This window comes from Salinispora pacifica CNR114, from assembly GCF_000514775.1.
GTDB classification, from domain to species: Bacteria; Actinomycetota; Actinomycetes; order Mycobacteriales; family Micromonosporaceae; genus Micromonospora; species Micromonospora pacifica.
This window is the reverse complement of the sequence record NZ_AZWO01000037.1, coordinates 1-17,376: the sequence shown is the minus strand read 5'-3', so window position 1 is coordinate 17,376 and position 17,376 is coordinate 1. Positions and strand designations below refer to the sequence as shown.

The following is a 17,376-nucleotide window of genomic DNA, read 5'->3' as shown; positions in this document are numbered from 1 at the left end:
GAGAGGGTCATAGGGGCGTGGTGACGCCGGTGAGCGGGGTGGCGGTCGCCGTCGCCGATACCGGCAGGTTGGTGATACCGACGATGTGCAGAAGTTGGGTCTGCCGGGTGCCGGTGATTGTCACGGTGACGGTGGTGGTGGAGGCGGACACCGTGACCTGCTCGGCGCCGGTCTGCCGGGCGAACGCCCTCGCTGCGGCGGCGGCCTGCGTGGGTTGGAGCTGGATGGTGCCGTTGGCGCGGTAGGTAGCAAGGTCGATCTCGTGGGCACCGGCCCGGGCAGCGGCCTGGGCGACATCGAGCATCCGCACCTTGTCGGACATGCCCAGGCCGAGGTCGAGAACCAAACCGGCGAGGACCAAGACGATTACGACGCCGACGATCGTCCACGGGGTGATCTGACCCTGGTCATTCCGCGACGCGGTCCGTAACGCGGTACGCAGGCGCTTCACGGCGTTGACCCGATGTACCGGTCAACGGGTTGCGACGCCGTGCTCGATAGCGTCACCGACCCGGGCAGACCCAGGCCGAACAGGTCTTCCAGGTGAACGGTGCAGACCACGGTGGCAGAAACCTGACCACCCGGGATCATGCCGCCGGTGCTGACCGACGTGCTGTGTGGTTGGCAGGTCATGGTCCGGCCCTGCAGGGTTGCGGCGGCAGCGTCTCGTCCACCGGCGACTGCGCCGGTGGGGGTCCGAGCGAGGGACGCCTGGCGAGCAGCCGCGGCTGCCGCCGCGTGCACGTCACTGTTGGCCGAGACGAGCCGCAGGCAGGCAACGATGGCTAGGGCGGCGAGGACCATCAATGGTACGTAGGTCAGCGCGATCTCGGTGGATACCGATCCTCTATCCCCCCTCAACCTCGCGACGCGGCGAATGAGTAGGCGCTCGGGGTCCGCTGGCACCCGTGTTCTTCTCACTGGCCTCCTCCTGAGAAGCCGAGTCCCAGCGTGTCGAGGTCTGGGCGAAATCGTTCGACTGGAGCGCTCACCCTGGTGCCCACACGGAGAGTGAGGAATGGCACGACGCGAGGTGCGGTCGCGTCTATTTCGACGATCGCGGTGTCGGCCGTGCGGGTGATGTCGACCTGCTGGGCGCTGACCAGACTGCCGCTGACCTGGGTCAGGACCGCGTGGGCGTCAACCTGCCCGGCCGCGACCGTGCCGCCCTCGACCCTGGTCGTCTGCAGCGCATGGTTGGCGGCGTGCTGGACCGCGAGCTGGGCAACGCCCCAGGTCGCGAACTGCACTCCGAGCAGGACGAGCAGCATGAGGAGCGGGACGTAGAGCACCATCTCGGTGGTGACGTTGCCTCGGTCGCCACCGAGGTGGCGCCGATGTCGGAGTGGGCGTCTGGCGGCCATCGCTATAGGGTGATTCCGGTGATCTTCGTGATAATCTTGGACTGGAAGATCGCGTACACCGCAGCCACGAGCAGCACCAGGAATGCAATCCACAGTACTTTCTCGGTCGTTTCGGAACCGCGATCTGCGCTGTCGCGCAGGCGACGGATCCGGTCGGTCAGGGTGAGATGGACCAGGGTCAGCAGAGCGAGTGCTTTCGGCATGGAACTTCTCCTTTGGTGTGGATTGGCCTTTGTCTAGAAGGTGTCGATGGCAGCGACCGCCGGGTAGAGGAGGAAGAGCATGTAGCCGATCGCGAGGAGCATTACCGGCATCGACATGCGCTCTGTCGCGGAGTTCGCCTTTGCTTCCAGGGCGTTTGCCTGATGTGCGCGCATTGTGGCGGCGCGGATGCTAAGTGAAGTGCGGATCCGGGCGCCTTCGGCGCCGGCGAGGCTCATCGTCGAGGCCAGTTCCTGCAGTTCGATCACGCCGGTCTCCTCGCCGAGCTGGCCCAGCGACTGCCACGGTGGGATCCGCAGCAGCCGGGACGTCGCCACCGCTCGGTTGAGCCTGCTGGCAGCCCACCCGCTGGTGTCAGCACACGCGTCGTCAAGAGCCTGCTCAAGTCCGGCACCCCCAGCCAGGGAGATGACGACCAGATCGAGCACGGCAGACAGGGCGAATCGGAGTTCCTCCCGACGTCGCTCGGCCTCCGCATGCACTGTGGTCTCTGCCAGCCACCAGCCACCAACACCACCAGCAAGGGATGCCCACAGCGGAATCCCACCGCCGAAGGTCGTACCCCCGGCGGCCAGCAATCCGATAGCAACCGGCGGGAGCAGCAGCCCGGCCAGCACGGCGAGTGTCTGATCGGCGAGGTGCACGGCGGCGGGCCGCTCCAGTACCGCCAAATCGGCCTTGGTGCGGGCCAGCGGCAGCCCGAGTGCCTGCCACGGCCTGGACAGGAATTGGGTCCGCCACGGCAGCGGCTCGGCGACCAGAGCAGGCGCACGACGCAGGGCATCGAGGGCTTGCGCGAGGGACGGCCGCGCGGGAAGCAGGCCGGTGGCGAACAGCAGCAGCCCCAACCCGGCCACCATGCCCGCGATCAGGACGCTGCCACTCATGCCGTTGTCCTGTCTGTGTGCGGGTGCCCGAGGATGCGCGGCGGCTGGGGGATCCGCGAGGCGCGGGCCAACCAGACAAACCCGCCCGCGAAGACACCGCCGACCACGAGCAGGACCATCTGCCCGGTGAGCGTGCCGTATGGGGCCAGAAAGCCGCGGTTGACCAGGATCAGGCCGGCGACCATGACGACACAGGTGCCGGTGATGACCCGTGCCGCGGTCCGGGTGGTGGCCCGGGTGGTCGCGACGCGCATCCGGATCTGCGCCTGCTCCCGGGCAGTTGCGGCCAGGCTCGTTAGGCTCTCCGTTAGCTGACCGCCGTGGTAGCCGGCGGCCTGCTGCAATGCCCGCACCACCAGGTCGGCGGTCGGATCGGCCAACTCGTCCGCGAACGCACGCAGCGCGTCGGACAGCCGTACGCCGGTGCGGACGGAGTCGGCCAGACGCTGTACCTGGGCGCGGATCGGCAACGGGGTCACTGGCGCGGTGGCGGTGATCGCCTGCTCCAGCCCGGCGGCCGAGGAGAGGGTGTCACGCAGCAGCTCGGCCCACGTCGCGATCGCCTCGATCCGGGCGAGGGAGCGGCGGTGTTCGCGATCCGGCCCGAGCACGCGCGGCAGCGTCCACACCGCCGCAGCGGTGAGCAGGGCCGCCACCGGCCAGCGGGTCAGCACGACAGCGGCGAGCCCGCCCGCGGTCGCGGCGAGCGCCCGTGTCCGATCGACCGACGTCCAGGCTCGTCGGGTTCGGCTGGCCGGGGCTGGCCCGGGAGGGCGGCGACGGAGCCCGTCGATGACCAGGATCAGACCGGCGGCGCAGGCCACACCGAGCACAACGGCGCGCATCGGCTACCACCGGTCCTTGCTGAGCAGGTCCGCGTCGAGGCCGGCGGCGACGAGGTCGTCGAGAGTGTCGGCGCGCATCGGCGTCGCCGGTACTGCCCTCCCGTCCCGGGCGGGCTTGTAGATCTCGTTGCTCGGAACCTGCGTGCCGTCGGTCTCCAGGATCTGCCGGATCGAGGAGACGACCCGAACCCCATCGGTCGCGGTCGCCAGGTGGATCACGAAATCGACGGCCTGGCCGATCAGCATGTTCGCGGAATCGAACGGAAACCGCTCGGGCGCCTGCATGACGTAGGTGGCCAGCCGGGTCAACGCCTGCTTACTCGACGACGCGTGGAGGGTGCACATGCTGCCGTCGTTGCCCTGGCTCATCGCCATTAACATCGGTACGGCCTCGGCACCCCGGGACTCTCCGACGATGACCCGATCGGGGCGCATTCGCAGCCCCCACCGCACCATCGTGGCCATGTCGATCCCGCCAACACCCTCCAAGTTCGGTTCGCGCTGCTGCAGCGCGGTCGTGTTGGGATGCTGCTCGGCGTCCTCGTCGAGCCCCAGCTCGTAGGCGTCCTCGACCGTGACTATGCGCTCCAGCGGGCTCATCGCACCGGCGGCGGCTCGCAACAGGGTGGTCTTCCCCGCACCGGTACCGCCGCTAATGATCAAGTTCTTCTTGGCGCGCACCATGGCCGCGATCAGCTCCCGCAGGCCAAGGGTGAGTTCACCGCGCTGGAGCAGGTCGTCGAGCGTGACCCGGCGCAGAACGTTGCGCCGGATCGACAGCGACGGCCGCTTGGACACCGCCATGACCGCGAACAGCCGCTGCCCACCTGGCAGGCGAAGTGACAGGCCCGGCGAGCCTCGGTCGAAACGCCGCTCCTCCTGGCCGCTTCGGGCGGCTGCGACCCGGACAAGTTCGGCGAGGTCCTCGTCGGACTCCGCCACCGGGGCTACCCGCTCGACACGACCGCCGGTGTACCTGACCCAGACGTTGTCACAACCATTGACGAAAATGTCTTCGATGTTGATCTCGTCGATCAGCCGCTGCAACCCGCCGAGCCCCGTGAAAGTGTCCCGCAGCGCGCGGGCAACGGCCGCCTCCACCTGCGGCGTCAGCGGTGTCCGGCCAGCCGCGATGTCCGACTCGGCGTTGCGTACAAGCTCCTCGGCGATGTAACGGGCGATCAGCGCGTTCCGCTCCGTCTCGGCGAGCTCGGCCCCTCGCTTGGCGAGACGGTCACTGACCCGCCCACGCAGCCGGGCGACGGTGTCCGGTGGGGCAGCAACGCCACCGGCAGGAATCGACGCCGTCATCGGTCCACCGCTTCAAGACCAGCGGTGTCGGGCTGTGGCGCCCGCTGTCGCACCGTCACGGCCAGGTCGCGTAGCGCCCGGACCAGCGCCGTGCGCTGCCACGTCCGGCCCATTAGCCGCCCTGCGAGGACTCCGGCGCCGCGCGGGTCACGGGGCAGCTCGGCCCACACCGGTACCGCCAGCCGAGCCTCGATCTCGGCCGCCGCGTACGGGCCCTTGCCGACGAACACCAGCCCGACCCGATCGCGCCGAACTGAGTCGGACAGCGCAGATAGGCGTGTGTCGACATGGTCTAGGTACTCCGTCAACGGAGTCGCCACCAGCACTACGACGTCTGCCGCGGCGACGAGGTCCGTCGCCGGGCTACCCGGATAGAGCCGCCCCGCGTCCACGATCACCATCGGCGCGAGGTGCCGCAGCGCCTTATCGGCGTGGCGGGCAATCACCCCGACCGAGCCTGCGGCGATGTCAGCCGACCCCGGCGCCACCACCACATCGACCCCCACCGGAAGTCGCTGCACATGGTCGTTGCGTGCACCCATCACACCGTGCCGGGCCACCGCCGCCAACGACGCCACCCCCGGCTGCTGGGCAAGCCCGAACCGGGCGGCCAGCACTCCACCCGACGGGTCCATCTCAATTAACAGCGTCCCCTCCTGCGACGACCCCGCCGCGAGACCCACTGCGACCGTGGACACCCCCGGCGATCCAGACGCCGACGCACACACGACCAGCATCGCCCTACCCCTCCGGCCCGAGGTGAACCAGCGACACATCGCCCGTCGCGGAGGCAATGGCCTCCGCCGCGTCCGCCGCTAGTAGTAGGGTCACCAACTGGCTGTCGACCTGGTCCTCACCGGCCTCGGCCGACACAAGCGTGGCGATCGCCCGCTGCACACCCGATGTCCCGCTCGGTGCCGCGTTGTTGTCCGGCGGTGGAACCGGCTGCCCGGCGGTCGGTGGCGGAACCACCAGTACGATCACCCGGGCGCCTGGCGCCAGTCCCACCGGAGCGCGACCCGGCTTCACCGGCAGCGCTATCACCGCCTCACCGGACGGCGGCCACGCCGCCGGCCCCACCTGCTCGGACGTCAGCAGACTGCCCGCAGCGAGGGGCGTCGCCGTGGTGCGCCCCACCACCTGGCTACGTTGATCAGCCGGAACCAGCGCCAACCCAGACGCGTTCGCGACACGTACGACCCGCAGATCCGCATCGGCGATCACCTGTCCGGCTGGAACCGGCCGAGCGACCGACAGGTACGACTGATTCGCGTTGACACGAAGATCGGTCTGCCAGAACACGACAACCGTGGACAAAACCAGCAGGACACCCAAGACCATCCGCCGGCTGTTCCGGTGCCCTGGTCGGACCGGCGTCGTCGTAGGTGCCTGCTGTGCCGTCGGCTTCGCGGCATGGGAACGATCAACAGTAACTGTCATCTTCAGCCCGCCACGACTGCCTGCGACTGCGCCACCGGCAGCGCTACCGACGAGGTCGTCGTTAGCGGCGGCACCGTGCCGGTCTGCCCACCACCAGCCCAGGTCACCGACCAGGTCACCGTCGCGCGGAGCGCGAATCTGCTACCCACCGCGCCTGCGGAGCTGCTCCGATAGGTGTGCCCGCACGACGAGGCTGTCCGAGGATCGGTACCAGCGCGCCACTGTGTCCCAGGCCCTTCACACACCACATCAGGGCTTCCGTCACCTGGGCTCCACACCACACGGATCGGCGTAGCCGTCGCGGTCACGCTCATCCCTGGCACTGACGCCGTCGCTCGACGTACACCCCACGTCGAATCGTCCACCCACAGCCACACCGGCACCTGCACCAGCGCCCCGGCCGACGAGCTCGGATTAGTCCGGATCGCCGGGGCCGGAAGCCTCAACCGGGACACCGCCTCTTGGCCAAGCGCGTGCGGATCAGCCACCTGCCCCGCCGCTAGCCACATCGGCGAAGTCGCCGAGCCGACGTTGCCCAGGTGGCAAATCTGCCGGTACCAACCACCCTCGCTGGAACCGGCCGGTCGCGGAGGCTGTGGTTGCATGCGCTCGTAGACGCAGGTCGACTCCTCACCGCCGCCGGATCCCGAGTCGTCACCACCCCCGCCGCTACCGTCACCGCCGTTACCGGGCGTGCCGGGCACTCCCGCGGTGACGTCACACTCGGGCGCGCTTGGATTGGCACTGCAGTCGACGTTCCCGTAGCCACCACCGGCCAGCGCCGACGCTGGTCCGATGAGGACGGCTGCACTGAGGACTGCTATTGCGAGGACTGGCCCACCACGTCGATTCAGCACGTACCTATCTCCTGAACTCCAAAAGAGGTAACCTTCCAGCCCTCGGCCCCGAGGTCACTGACCGTTGCCCGGGTGGCACGCCGCCCTCCCGGTTCGTCGTCAACGCGATCGCCGGAAGCGTTGTAGACGAGAAAATTGGCGTCGTTCAAGCAGTCCGTCACGGAAACGGTGACGGGACTCGACGAGGACGACGCGGCAGTGGCCTGCGGATTCGACACGTACTCTCCCTTGAGCACGTGGCCCTTGCTCCGGTATGAGGACAGGCCCGATGTGAGCGTATTGAGAGCCGCACCGCTTGCATACTGGGCGAGTTCGGGTTCGTTCGCGTCGGCAGTCAGTCCTGCCTTCGCGTACGCACGCCACATTCCGCGGTACGCGTCTAGCGCGAGTTCCTCGGCACTACCACGTACATCCTGCTGGGGTGCTGGTACAGCGGGGGTTGTCGGTGAGTTCCCACCGGTACCAGTTCCGCCGTCGGTGCAGCCGGCAAGCATGACCGCGAGCGCGACGCCCACGGCCACCCCGAATCGGCTGTAGCACCATGAGACAACCTGACGCGGGTAGCTGGTAAGTACCCGTCGCTTCTGTCTCTCACTGCTAGTTACTGCGCTCTTGGTGACATCCAGCTGCGCAAGCTCGAACGACATCACCGCGCCTCCCCCATGGAACTTCCATATCTCAAGGTCTGCAATCACCTCTACACCCTCCACCTGCGGTTACCGCAACGTAACTACCACTCGGTAACTACCTGCTGGTAAGTCCCGAGCGGCGGCGTTAGATGCAGATTTATTAGGATGAATCCGATACTGGGTGTCGCATTCGCGACACTTCGCCTGAGTTGATTAAGGCTGCAGAGTTTTGTAGCTGCCGCGAAGGGGTCGCCGCGTGAGCGCCGTTCCGGAGGGGTCCTGAACGGCATGCGATCTTGGCTCTTGTGGCTCTGAGTAATTGCGGCGAGGGGTCGCTGATCAACTCGAACTCGATCGCCCCCGTGTGTTGAGCGCGAGCGGCTCGGTGGCGACCTCGGATGGCTCGCCGCCACCGGTCTTGTGCGACCTGAATCGTCTGCAGGTGCCTTGGACGTGTCGGACCCTTCGGGCGATCTGCCGGCTGTCGACCCTCGGCGCGGCTGTGGCGGGCTCTCTCGCCGTCCTAGCCGACGCGTGCGACGTGGCGGGCCGCGCACGGTCAGACTGTATCGATGATCAGCGATTTAACTGTGTCCCTGCCCTGACGTGAGGTGAAGTCATCTATTCACGAAGGGTATCGCGCCCCTTACACTTCCCGAGGTGGCCGACCTGATGGGGGGAAGGCGCGTGCAAGAGTTCGATACCTTCTACGCCGCTGTCAAACTCTGTGGACACCGTTGGACCCTTGAAATCTTGACCTCGCTGCAGCAGCAGCCGATGCGCTTCACCGACCTCATCCAAACGATCCGCCCTACGCCCAGCGCGAAGTCATTGAACGAGGCGCTTCATCGTCTTCAGGACCGGAAGCTGGTCGGGCGCACCGGCGGTGATGAGGGCGGCCTGTACCGGCTGTCGCCCGGCGGACGACAGCTCCTTCCCTTGCTCTTGGACTTCATGCAGGAAATCCAACGATGGGCCAAGCGGTACCAGGGCTCTGGCGACCAGGTGACTGGTGCAGGGACGAGCCGTAGGACATGACGCGTGTCCGGAATGCGGGTAGCAGCGGCGTGGCGCGATGTTCCGGGCTGCCCTGATCGGGGCGGGCGTGCTTGGCGCGGGTGTAGGCGCGATGCTTCCACGATCGGTATACCGCTGGTCCGTACCCGCCGGATTGCCTCCGCACTCCGCCTGCTGTTACTGCCAGGCAAGCTTCGAGTCTGGGCTCCGAGGCTGGGCCGCATTTGGCGACCGCTGCGCAAACTGCAGGCGGAGCCTTGGCCCTCCGTGGCCACTGCTCAGCGGCATCCTCGCGACCGCGTCGACCCTCTTGGCCTGGCGAACTATGCCATCGGCTGTGGAAGAGGTAGTGCTGCTGGCGGCGTGGCAGCTACTGGCCGGCGTTGGTCTGCTGCTGGCGTGCATCGACATCGCGGTACGACGGTTACCCACCCCGATCGTGCTCGCCGCCGGCGGCGGTCTAGTCGCGGTCGTCTGCGTAGCTGCCATCGTGTCGCGCCGGCCTTGGCTGCTCGCCAACTCCCTCGCGGCCGGTGTCGCGTTAGCGGTGGTGTACCTCGTGCTTGCGCTCCTAGGCGGTGGGTTGGGGATGGGCGACGTTCGCCTTGCAGGGCTACTGGGCCTGGCGCTCGGGCCTGGCGGCTGGACCGTCGTGCTTCTCGGCGCAGTATTGCCCTACCTTCTCGCTCTTCCGAGTGCTCTAGCGCATACGTGGCGGGGAAGAGGCGTGGAGGCGCAGCACCTTCCGTTTGGGCCGTATTTAGTTGCTGGGGCACTGCTCGCGATATGCATCGTCTACGCGTAGTCCGGACAAAAGATAGTGGATCAAGCGCCGTCCGGCAGTAGAATGCCGGACTAATTCAGTCGCGGGTCTCGGCTGCGATCTGAGTTGAGGTGTCTAGCGACTCGGCCAGCGCTGGTGGGGATGGATTGGCGTTCAACGCGGAGGCTGCCACCAGAGGCCACCGCAGTAGGGTCGCACAACCTGTTCGATCCGGACGAAACGCACGAGGCGAGGCCGTAGGGTCGGCCGCGTGGCCGAGACACAGACCGAACCTAAACTTTCCTACATCGCCAGTGTGACGCGGGTCCGCGCGGCGGCCGGCGTGATCCTTCGCGACCAGGCCGGTCGGGTGCTGGCTGTCCACCCGATCTACAAGGATACGTGGGAAGTCCCCGGTGGGACGGTGGAGCCGGACGAGTCTCCGGCGGATGCCTGCACCCGCGAGATCCGGGAAGAGCTGGGACTGTCGGTGCCTGTAGGAGCGCTGCTATGCGTCGACTGGGTGCCGGCGAGCCCGCCGTGGGATGGCGGGCTCATGTTCGTGTTTGACGGCGGGGTCCTGACCGGGGACCAGATCGCGACGATGCGGCTGTGCCCGGACGAGCTCGACCGGTTCGAGTTCGTCGAGCCGGAGCGCCTTCACGAGGTGTTGATTCCTCGGTTGGCGCGGCGGATTGCTGCGGCGGTGGCCGCAATCGGACGTGGTGGTGTCTACCTTGAGGATGGAGTCGAGGTCTCAAGTAGGTAGTCGGCAGCACGGAACCCTGGACGCGGTGCGGGCGGCAGGTCAGGCATGGCTGTGCTACCGGTTGCTGCCGAATTCAGAACGGCCTCGGCGGCGGCGATGGTCGCGACGGCCTGCTGCAAGGGCACGATCGGCGCGTCCCGGCCGAGGATGGCGTTGCGGAAGGCTTCGTGTTCCCTGAGCAGGGGTTCTCGTTTCGGGATCGCGTATCGGGTGATGGCTCCTTCGGTGACACCTCTGAACACTTCGGCGGCGGCCCATTCGGTCGGCGTTGAACCGTTGGCATAGAAGGTGAGATCGCCGTGGACGGTGTCGGCCGTGAGACAGCCGTGAGCGCCGGTGACGATGGTCATGCGTTCCTTGAGTGGGGATAGCCAGTTGACGATGTGGTTCGTGAGGGTGCCGTCGCTGAGTTCGCCGAGGATGACGGCGAGGTCTTCGGCGATCCGGCCGCTGCGGGCCGTGGTTCGGGCTGCGACTGAGACCAGCGGCATTCCGGTGACCCAGGTGGTGATGTCTAGGTCGTGGGTGGCGAGGTCGAGTACGACGCCGACGTCGCGGATCCGGGGCGGGTAGGGCCCTTGGCGCCGGGTAGTGATCTGGTAGAGGTCGCCGAGGGCGCCGTCGGCGAGTTGGAGCCGCATGGCTTCCAGTGCGGGATTATACCGTTCGGTATGGCCTACAGCCCCGATCAGTCCGGCGGTGTCGAAGGCTTGGGCGAGGGCGCGTGCGGTGGTCAGGTCCGGGGCGAGGGGCTTCTCGATCAGCGCGGGTACGCCTGCCTCGGCGAGTGCGTAGCCGATGGCCGCGTGGTGAGCGGTGGGCACGGCGACGACGCAGTAGTCGAGCCGATGGGTGAGGAGCTGCTCCAGATCGGCGGCAAGGGCGACACCTCGGGTGGCTTGGTGCTGGTCTCCGCGAGGGTCGGTCGCGGCGACGAGCTCGACGCCGGGGAGCTGGCTGAGGATGCGGGCATGGTGGCGACCCATCATGCCTAGGCCGATGAGTCCGGCTCGCAGCGGCGCGCTCATCGGCGCACCGCTGTTACGATTCGGGCCAGGTCGGACTGTGTGAGCTGCGGATGGACGGGCAGGGAAAGCACCTCGGCTGCCGCCTGTTCCGTGTACGGGAGGTCGGCGGGTTGGCCGTAGGCCGGGCTTCGATGCAGCGGCGTCGGATAGTGGATCTCGGTCTCGATCCGGGACTCGACGAGCTGTTGCCGTAGGGCGTTCCGGTTGTGGCTACGGATGACGTACTGGTGGTAGACGTGGACGGCGTCCGGCCGGACCGGAGGGGTGACAACGCCATGGAGCTTTCCGGTGAGTATGGCGGCGTGCGCTTGTCTGCGGAGGGTCCACGACGGCAGTGACCGCAGTTGAACCCGACCGACTGCGGCAGAGACGTCGGTCATCCGGCCGTTGAAGCCGATCAGCTCGTACTTGTAGCGGGAGGGCATGCCCTGGTTGCGCAGCAACCGTAGTCGTCTGGCCACCTGCTCATCGGCTGTGACCACCATGCCGCCTTCGATGGCGTGCATGTTCTTGGTGGGATAGAAGCTGAAGGCGGCGGCGTGACCGAACGCTCCTGTCGAGGTCCCGCCCAGTTCGGCGCCGGCGGCTTGGGCGGCGTCCTCGATGACCGCGAGGCCGTGGTGGGCCGCGAGGGCGGTCAGGCGGTTCATCGCGGCGGGGTGGCCGAACAGGTGGACTGGGATGATGGCGGCGGTGCTGGATGTGATGGCTGCTGCTGTTGCGTCGGGGTCGAGGGTGAAGGTCTCCGGGTCGATGTCGGTGAAGATAGGTGTAGCGCCAGTGTGGGCGACAGCGTGCGCGGTAGCGCCGAAAGTGAAGGACGGCAGGATCACCTGGTCTCCGGGTCCGATGCCGCAGGCGCGTAGCGCAAGGTGCAGAGCGATGGTGCCGGAGTTGACCGCCACACAGTGTCGACCGGCGACGAGGTTCGCGAACTCGGCTTCGAACGCGGCGACCTCGCTGCCTTGGACGAGTTGGCGGCTGCGCAGTACGCGAACGACGGCGTCGATCTCGGCGTCACCGACGTGTGGGTGGGCGAGTGTGATCGGACGCGTCATGGTCACCTCCGTGTTTCTTGCGAACGGCTCGGCACCGCCTGTGCCGCGGTGAGCCGGTCGTCAGATTTCATCGCGGGTGATGTCCGCGCCGAGGGCGGTGAACCGGATGGCCAGATCTGCGTGGCCCCGGTCGATCATGGTGCCGTTGCCGATGACCGTTTCGCCGTTCGCAACAAGGCCGGCCAGCACGAGCCCTATGCCGGTCCGCAGGTCCTGGGCGACGACCTCGGTGCCGCGCAGCGGCTTGCCACCGTGCACGACGGCCTTCTCGCCGTCGACGGTGAGGTCCGCACCGAGCTTGGTCAGCTCATCTGCGAGGGCGTAGCGGGCATCGTGGATACGCTCGCGGAAGTAGCTCGCTCCGGGCGCCTGGGTGGCGAGGGCCATCAGCGGAGGCTGCAGGTCGGTGGCGAATCCGGGGTGGGTGTCGGTGATGACGTTGATCGGATGCAGTTGACCGGGTCGGGTGACGTTGGTGACCGCCCCGGTGGCGCCGAGTTCAACGCCCATCTGGTGAAGTTTGTGGGCGGCGACTCCGAAATGATCAAGCACGGTGCCGCCGACGAGGTTGATCGTGCCGCCGGTGATGGCCGCCGCGATGGCCAGCACCCCGGCGTCCATGCGGTCCGGCATGACCGTGTACTCGGTCGCGTTGAGCTCGTCGACCCCGTGGACGACGATGCGGCCGGTCCCCGCGCCGCTAATCTGGGCACCCATGGCCGTGAGCATCGCGACTACGTCGAGGACCTCGGGTTCCAGAGCGGTGTTCTCGATGACGGTCCGGCCCGGGGTCAGAGCCGCAGCCATGATGAGGTTCTCGGTGCCGGTGTGTGAGGGGGTGTCGAGGTACAGGTCGGCACCGCGAAGGTTGCCGGCCTTGACGCTGATCGTGGTGCCCTGTTCGTCGATGTGCGCGCCGAGGCGGGTCAGCCCTCGATAGTGGAAGTCGAGTCCTCGGGTGCCGAGGGCACAACCACCGGCGCCCTCGAAGATGACCTCGCCGCAGCGGTGCAGCACCGGTGCGAGGAACAACACGCTGCCCCGGAACAGGCGGGTGAGATCGGCCGGTAGCCGTGAGCTGGTGATGTCGGTGGCGTCGATGACGAGCAGTCGGTCGTTCGGGTGGTACTCGACGTGGGCACCGAGGAGCCGGGCGAGATCGACGGCGCGCTGGAGGTCGGTGATCGCGGGGACGTTACGCAGCACCGTCTGACCGCGTCGGGCGAGCAGCGCGGCGCCGATCATGGGCAGTGCGGCGTTCTTCGCCCCTTGGACGACGGCGGTGCCGTGGAGCGGCCCGGCCGGGCGGACACGGTAGCGAACTTCGGTCATGTGACGCTTCTCCAACAGTGATCAGATGGTGCTCGGGCGGGTAGTCGCCGGTGGTGTACGGCGGTCACGTGGCCAGAGACAAGCCGTACGGTCGTTGGTGGTAGAGCCGGCCACAGGAGGGGCAGGCGAGGGTGTCGTTGAGGCGGTGTCCGCACATGCAGGACCAGCCGAGTTGCCGGGCTGGGTTGCCCATGACGAGCCCGTGGTCTGGCACGTCGTGCCCCACGACGCTGCCGATGCCGACCAGGGCGTACCGCCCGATGGTGACGCCTGGGGCGATGACCGAGTTGGCGCCGATTGTGGCGCCGTAGCGGATGGTGACCGGATCCCGCCGCCAGTCTTTGCGGCCCTTTAGGTGGCCGGAGGGGTTGACGGCTCGGGGCGCCTGGTCCTCCAGCAGGTAGACGCCAGGGGCGAGCATCACGCCGTCTTCCAGGGTGGCTCCGAACACCCCGCACCCGTCCTGGATCTTGACTCGGTTGCCGATGACCGCTGCTGAGGCCACATGTACGCCCTTGCCGAGCACGCAGTCCTCGCCTATCCGGACGCCCGCGTCGACCTGGCTGTGATGCCAGATCCGGCTCCGCGCTCCGAGGCGTGCGGCTGGGGCGACCTCCGCCGACTCGGCGATGAACGGCGCGTCTAACGCACGACTCGTCGTCGGTGTTGGTTTCTCGGTCATGCCGAACGCTCCGAAGATGTCAGTAGCCGCTCCAAGTCGTTGACGGTCCGGACGCTGAGCATCTTGTGGTCGGGCAGCGGACGACCGGTGCGTTCCTCCAGCAGCACCGCGAGGGTGAGCCGGCCGAGGGAGTCCAGACCGAGATCGGACAGCCGCGTGGAGGCGTCGATGGAGTTGGCGGCTCGGCCGCTGATCTCGCCGAGGATCTGTCGGGCCACGGTCTGAGGGTCCGTGGCCTGGATGCTCATCGGATCCGTCCCGCGGCGTCGAGTAGCAGCGGCAGGCATTCGGCCATCGGCGCACGCTGCCAGAGCCGGCGCATGGCGACTGCCCTTGCTGAACGGCCAGCGGCGATCTCGTGCAACCCCGCTGCCAGGAAGCGTTCCAACAGCTCGTGCGTTCCCGGCGGGAGGCTGCCGCCTGGTTGGCACAGCATGTCTACCAGGCCGCGACTCGCGCCGTCGATGAGGTCGTCGAGCGCCGGCAGGTTCATCGTCCGCTCCGGACTGAAGGGGTGGGTGAAGGTGGAACTGGGGGCAGTGATCCCATCGGCGACGATGACGGCGGCTCGCGGCGCGAGCAGTACTCCGCACCGGTAGGTGCCCGTTGCGAGGTGGATCATCGGGTGTCTGCTGCGGCCGATCAGCGGCAGGTGATCGAGGGCAACCGGTCGGTGCCCGACACGGACCTCGGTCAGTCCGGCGGAACGCAGGTCGGTGTTGAGCTCGGCGCTGGCATCGTGGATCAAGGTTGCGACCTCGTCCAGGGTCGGAGGTCGGCCGTAGTCGGGTTCGGTGGAGAGCCGGTTGGTCGCGCCCAGGTAGATGGTGTCGTCGCCGCGCGGGACCATGTGGCTGCCACAGGCGAAGCCCCGGTTCGGAGTTCGCACGGCAGCGGGCAGCGAGAACGGGACGCGGGCTAGCAGCGACACGCCTCGCCCGGACCGCAGCGGTGGTGCGCCGACCTGCTCGACGAGTTCTGGGGCGAGTAGAGTCGTCGTCTCGGCCCCGGCGGCGAGCACCAGGTGAGCGGCCAGGACACTGCTGCCATCAGCCGCGCCGACCGCCAGATGCTCGCCGCGCTCGTTGACTGTGGTCACGGTGGTGTTGAGCCACCGGCAGCGAGGATTGGCGTGCAGCACCGTGGTCAGCGCCTCGATCAGGATCATCGGGTTGATGCTGGCCTCATCCGGCAGCCAAAGCGCCTCGTGTGCCCGCACTTGCGGTGCCAGTCCTGGCACGGTGGCCGGCGACGCGAACTCAGCGCGACATCCATGGGACTCGGCCGCCTCTGCGATGGCCCGAAGGTTTGCAGCGTCGTCTGGCCCGTAGCCGTTGCCGACTACCCATACGCCCGGGACAAGCCGTACCGCCCGGTTGCTGGCCGCGCCGATGCGGTCCAGCCAGGCTTGGTATCCGGTCCGGGCGGCCAACCGTTCACCAACTTCGAGGCTGACCCGCTGAGGTTCGTGGCTAGCTTCGACCTCGCTGAACACGGTGAGCATCGCCCCGGCGGCCCGCGATGCCTGGCCCGTGTGGGAGCCGGTCCGAGGCCCGACCACGGTGACGTCCAGGTCTCGGCTGAGCAACTCGAAGGCGGTAGCAAGCCCGAGCAGGCCGGAGCCTGCCACAACCACATCAGTTACGAGCTGGTTCACTTTACTCACCGGATCCATTTAGCGAATCGATGCGGGTGCTGGCGAGGGTGTGCACCTCGAACCGTAGGCCGCGGAATACCGCCCGCTCGGTAGCCCGAAGCCGGTATAAACGCGACAGCAACACATCGCGGTGCTTCGCGTATCGGCGCATGGGGATGTCCAGCTCACAGACCTGCACCGTGCGGCACTCGTATCCGTTGCGCCGCAGCGTCTGGCGAGTACGGGGGATATCGGTCAAGGACGAATGCGTTAACAGCAGCGTCCCGCCCGGAGCAAGTAGCTCGTCGAGACGGGCGAGCAGGACGTCGTACAACGCCCGCCCGTCACTGCCGCCGACCAACGCGGCCTCGATACCGTCGTTAGCGACGTACACCGGATCGTGCGGAAAATGCGGTGGGTTGCACACCACTAGGTCCCACGGTTCGGCGACTTTCAACTCGGCGAGGTCCCCGACGATCGTCGCTATCTGTGCAGGCCGGATACCGTTGCGAGCCGCGTTGTCGCGGGTCACGTCGGCGCATGCCGGGTTGACATCCAGCGCGGTCACGTGGGCCGCGCCCGCCATAGCCAACGCCACCGTATAGAGGCCGGATCCGCACCCGATATCCAAGGCGCGGGCGCCCGCCACGGGCAGGGCAGGATCGGCATTCAACGCGGTCAGCAGCGTGAGCCCCACGTCGGTCGGAAAGAGGACCTGTCCCTCGTCCGATGTCTCAATATCGACCCTCCGGCCTCGCACCACGACCTCGGCGGAAGCCATGCCGCTGCGGATCGGCCTCACCTGGCACAGCGCATTTGCCGCGCCTGCCGGAATTCTTACCCGAACCGTCTGCGGCGGCGAACTGATTACATCTGTGCTCATTGATGTTCCTCCTCATCGGGAGAGGTGCTGGCGGTAACCGGTAGGGGCGGATGTGCCGGGTGGTCAGCCGAGGAAGCGGTCGAAGACATCGGCCGTGCTGTCGGTGTCATTTAGAGCATGAGGCTGCTGATTGGGCTGTCCCTGTAGCCCTCCAGAAGGGCAACATTTACCAGTGCTCGTCGGCGTTGTACGCCACCTCCAGCGACACCGCAGCCGGGGCACGGTCCGGAACGCTCTCTCCACGACTGGGGAGGTATTCATGTGGCCCTTCAGCAGCTTTTCCGCCATCACGTCACGGAACTTGGCATCCTCCTCGGAATCCTCGAACGAGTTCGCCTGTAGCCTCATCCACACTCCTGTACGGCTCCTTAATCTTGCTGGTCCTGGCGGGCTTATCGGACCTGGTCCGACTTGCCTAAGGTCTTACGCATCGAGTTTGAGTGCGCGACAACCCTCGATCGGGCCGAGTAACGCCGGGCCTTGGCGATCGTCTCGGTAGTCAGCCCGTGCCGAGCCGGGCAGGGCTGGGCCAGCCGGGCTCCCGCAGACCCCGGCCCAGTGTCAACACCGCCCCAAACTTGACCACCGTGGTCCGGCTGAAGCTGGACCACCTTGGTTTGGTTGATCTTTAGTTGTTGGTCTTGGTGGCTGCG

21 protein-coding genes are annotated in these 17,376 nt (G+C 67.3%); 4 read left to right on the top strand and 17 right to left on the bottom strand.

What is annotated here, in order from left to right; all coding sequences use genetic code 11:
- Positions 1–7: 7 nt before the first annotated feature.
- The 9 genes from B118_RS0120115 to B118_RS0120075 all read right to left on the bottom strand — a co-directional run bounded on the left by B118_RS0120115 (position 8) and on the right by B118_RS0120075 (position 5,970).
- Positions 8–451 carry a pilus assembly protein TadG-related protein gene (locus B118_RS0120115; RefSeq protein WP_028188842.1) on the bottom strand — a complete coding sequence of 148 codons (444 nt, stop codon included), beginning with the start codon at positions 449–451 and terminating at the stop codon, positions 8–10.
- Positions 448–906, bottom strand: a complete 459-nt coding sequence (locus tag B118_RS0120110; protein WP_028188841.1) for a hypothetical protein — start codon at positions 904–906, stop codon at positions 448–450. The genes B118_RS0120115 and B118_RS0120110 overlap by 4 nt, the downstream gene beginning before the upstream one ends.
- 11 nt (positions 907–917) lie before the next feature.
- The gene (locus B118_RS0120105; protein WP_028188840.1) at positions 918–1,364 is read right to left on the bottom strand and encodes a TadE/TadG family type IV pilus assembly protein; all 447 of its coding nucleotides are present in this window, start codon (positions 1,362–1,364) and stop codon (positions 918–920) included.
- 2 nt (positions 1,365–1,366) lie between these two features.
- Positions 1,367–1,567: a hypothetical protein gene (locus B118_RS0120100; protein WP_018721953.1), complete on the bottom strand. Its 201-nt coding sequence runs from the start codon at positions 1,565–1,567 to the stop codon at positions 1,367–1,369.
- 33 nt (positions 1,568–1,600) lie between these two features.
- Complete coding sequence (locus B118_RS0120095; protein WP_028188839.1) at positions 1,601–2,473, bottom strand: type II secretion system F family protein; 873 nt, start codon at positions 2,471–2,473, stop codon at positions 1,601–1,603.
- Positions 2,470–3,318 (bottom strand): type II secretion system F family protein, encoded by an 849-nt coding sequence (locus B118_RS0120090; protein WP_028193315.1) that lies wholly within the window; start codon positions 3,316–3,318, stop codon positions 2,470–2,472. The genes B118_RS0120095 and B118_RS0120090 overlap by 4 nt, the downstream gene beginning before the upstream one ends.
- Before the next feature lie 3 nt (positions 3,319–3,321).
- The gene (locus B118_RS0120085; protein ID WP_028188837.1) at positions 3,322–4,629 is read right to left on the bottom strand and encodes a TadA family conjugal transfer-associated ATPase; all 1,308 of its coding nucleotides are present in this window, start codon (positions 4,627–4,629) and stop codon (positions 3,322–3,324) included.
- On the bottom strand, positions 4,626–5,264 hold the full coding sequence (locus tag B118_RS0120080; RefSeq protein WP_028188836.1) for a hypothetical protein: 639 nt from the start codon (positions 5,262–5,264) through the stop codon (positions 4,626–4,628). The genes B118_RS0120085 and B118_RS0120080 overlap by 4 nt, the downstream gene beginning before the upstream one ends.
- A 106-nt stretch (positions 5,265–5,370) precedes the next feature.
- Positions 5,371–5,970, bottom strand: a complete 600-nt coding sequence (locus tag B118_RS0120075) for an SAF domain-containing protein (RefSeq protein ID WP_028188835.1) — start codon at positions 5,968–5,970, stop codon at positions 5,371–5,373.
- A 72-nt stretch (positions 5,971–6,042) separates the two neighbouring features.
- On the opposite strand from B118_RS0120075, the gene B118_RS33720 reads away from it, so the two are divergent.
- A complete protein-coding gene (locus B118_RS33720) occupies positions 6,043–6,243 on the top strand; it encodes a hypothetical protein (protein ID WP_028188834.1) in 201 nt (66 codons plus the stop codon).
- A 676-nt stretch (positions 6,244–6,919) separates the two neighbouring features.
- On the opposite strand, the gene B118_RS33070 is transcribed toward B118_RS33720, so the two are convergent.
- Positions 6,920–7,636 carry a hypothetical protein gene (locus B118_RS33070; protein WP_238324047.1) on the bottom strand — a complete coding sequence of 239 codons (717 nt, stop codon included), beginning with the start codon at positions 7,634–7,636 and terminating at the stop codon, positions 6,920–6,922.
- Positions 7,637–8,215: 579 nt separating this feature from the next.
- Here B118_RS33070 and B118_RS0120065 point away from each other — a divergent pair.
- The 3 genes from B118_RS0120065 to B118_RS0120055 all read left to right on the top strand — a co-directional run bounded on the left by B118_RS0120065 (position 8,216) and on the right by B118_RS0120055 (position 10,104).
- A complete protein-coding gene (locus tag B118_RS0120065; RefSeq protein ID WP_028188833.1) occupies positions 8,216–8,593 on the top strand; it encodes a winged helix-turn-helix transcriptional regulator in 378 nt (125 codons plus the stop codon).
- 316 nt (positions 8,594–8,909) lie between these two features.
- Positions 8,910–9,377, top strand: a complete 468-nt coding sequence (locus B118_RS0120060) for a prepilin peptidase (protein ID WP_028193314.1) — start codon at positions 8,910–8,912, stop codon at positions 9,375–9,377.
- Positions 9,378–9,606: 229 nt separating this feature from the next.
- A complete protein-coding gene (locus B118_RS0120055; protein WP_050592263.1) occupies positions 9,607–10,104 on the top strand; it encodes an NUDIX domain-containing protein in 498 nt (165 codons plus the stop codon).
- On the opposite strand, the gene B118_RS28725 is transcribed toward B118_RS0120055, so the two are convergent.
- The 7 genes from B118_RS28725 to B118_RS0120020 form a co-directional block, all read right to left on the bottom strand.
- On the bottom strand, positions 10,068–11,132 hold the full coding sequence (locus B118_RS28725) for a Gfo/Idh/MocA family protein (protein WP_080678103.1): 1,065 nt from the start codon (positions 11,130–11,132) through the stop codon (positions 10,068–10,070). The genes B118_RS0120055 and B118_RS28725 overlap by 37 nt on opposite strands.
- On the bottom strand, positions 11,129–12,190 hold the full coding sequence (locus B118_RS0120045; RefSeq protein WP_028193313.1) for a DegT/DnrJ/EryC1/StrS family aminotransferase: 1,062 nt from the start codon (positions 12,188–12,190) through the stop codon (positions 11,129–11,131). Before B118_RS0120045 ends, B118_RS28725 begins: the two co-directional genes overlap by 4 nt.
- 60 nt (positions 12,191–12,250) lie before the next feature.
- Positions 12,251–13,522 carry a UDP-N-acetylglucosamine 1-carboxyvinyltransferase gene (murA, locus tag B118_RS0120040; RefSeq protein ID WP_028188829.1) on the bottom strand — a complete coding sequence of 424 codons (1,272 nt, stop codon included), beginning with the start codon at positions 13,520–13,522 and terminating at the stop codon, positions 12,251–12,253.
- Between the two features lie 64 nt (positions 13,523–13,586).
- Positions 13,587–14,204 (bottom strand): acyltransferase, encoded by a 618-nt coding sequence (locus B118_RS0120035; RefSeq protein WP_028188828.1) that lies wholly within the window; start codon positions 14,202–14,204, stop codon positions 13,587–13,589.
- Positions 14,201–14,422, bottom strand: coding sequence for an acyl carrier protein (locus tag B118_RS28720; RefSeq protein ID WP_162173365.1), 222 nt, complete (start codon positions 14,420–14,422; stop codon positions 14,201–14,203). Before B118_RS28720 ends, B118_RS0120035 begins: the two co-directional genes overlap by 4 nt.
- Positions 14,423–14,448: 26 nt before the next feature.
- Positions 14,449–15,861: an NAD(P)/FAD-dependent oxidoreductase gene (locus B118_RS0120025; protein WP_026274671.1), complete on the bottom strand. Its 1,413-nt coding sequence runs from the start codon at positions 15,859–15,861 to the stop codon at positions 14,449–14,451.
- A gap of 1 nt (position 15,862) precedes the next feature.
- The gene (locus B118_RS0120020) at positions 15,863–16,723 is read right to left on the bottom strand and encodes a methyltransferase domain-containing protein (RefSeq protein WP_028188827.1); all 861 of its coding nucleotides are present in this window, start codon (positions 16,721–16,723) and stop codon (positions 15,863–15,865) included.
- Positions 16,724–17,376: the final 653 nt, after the last annotated feature.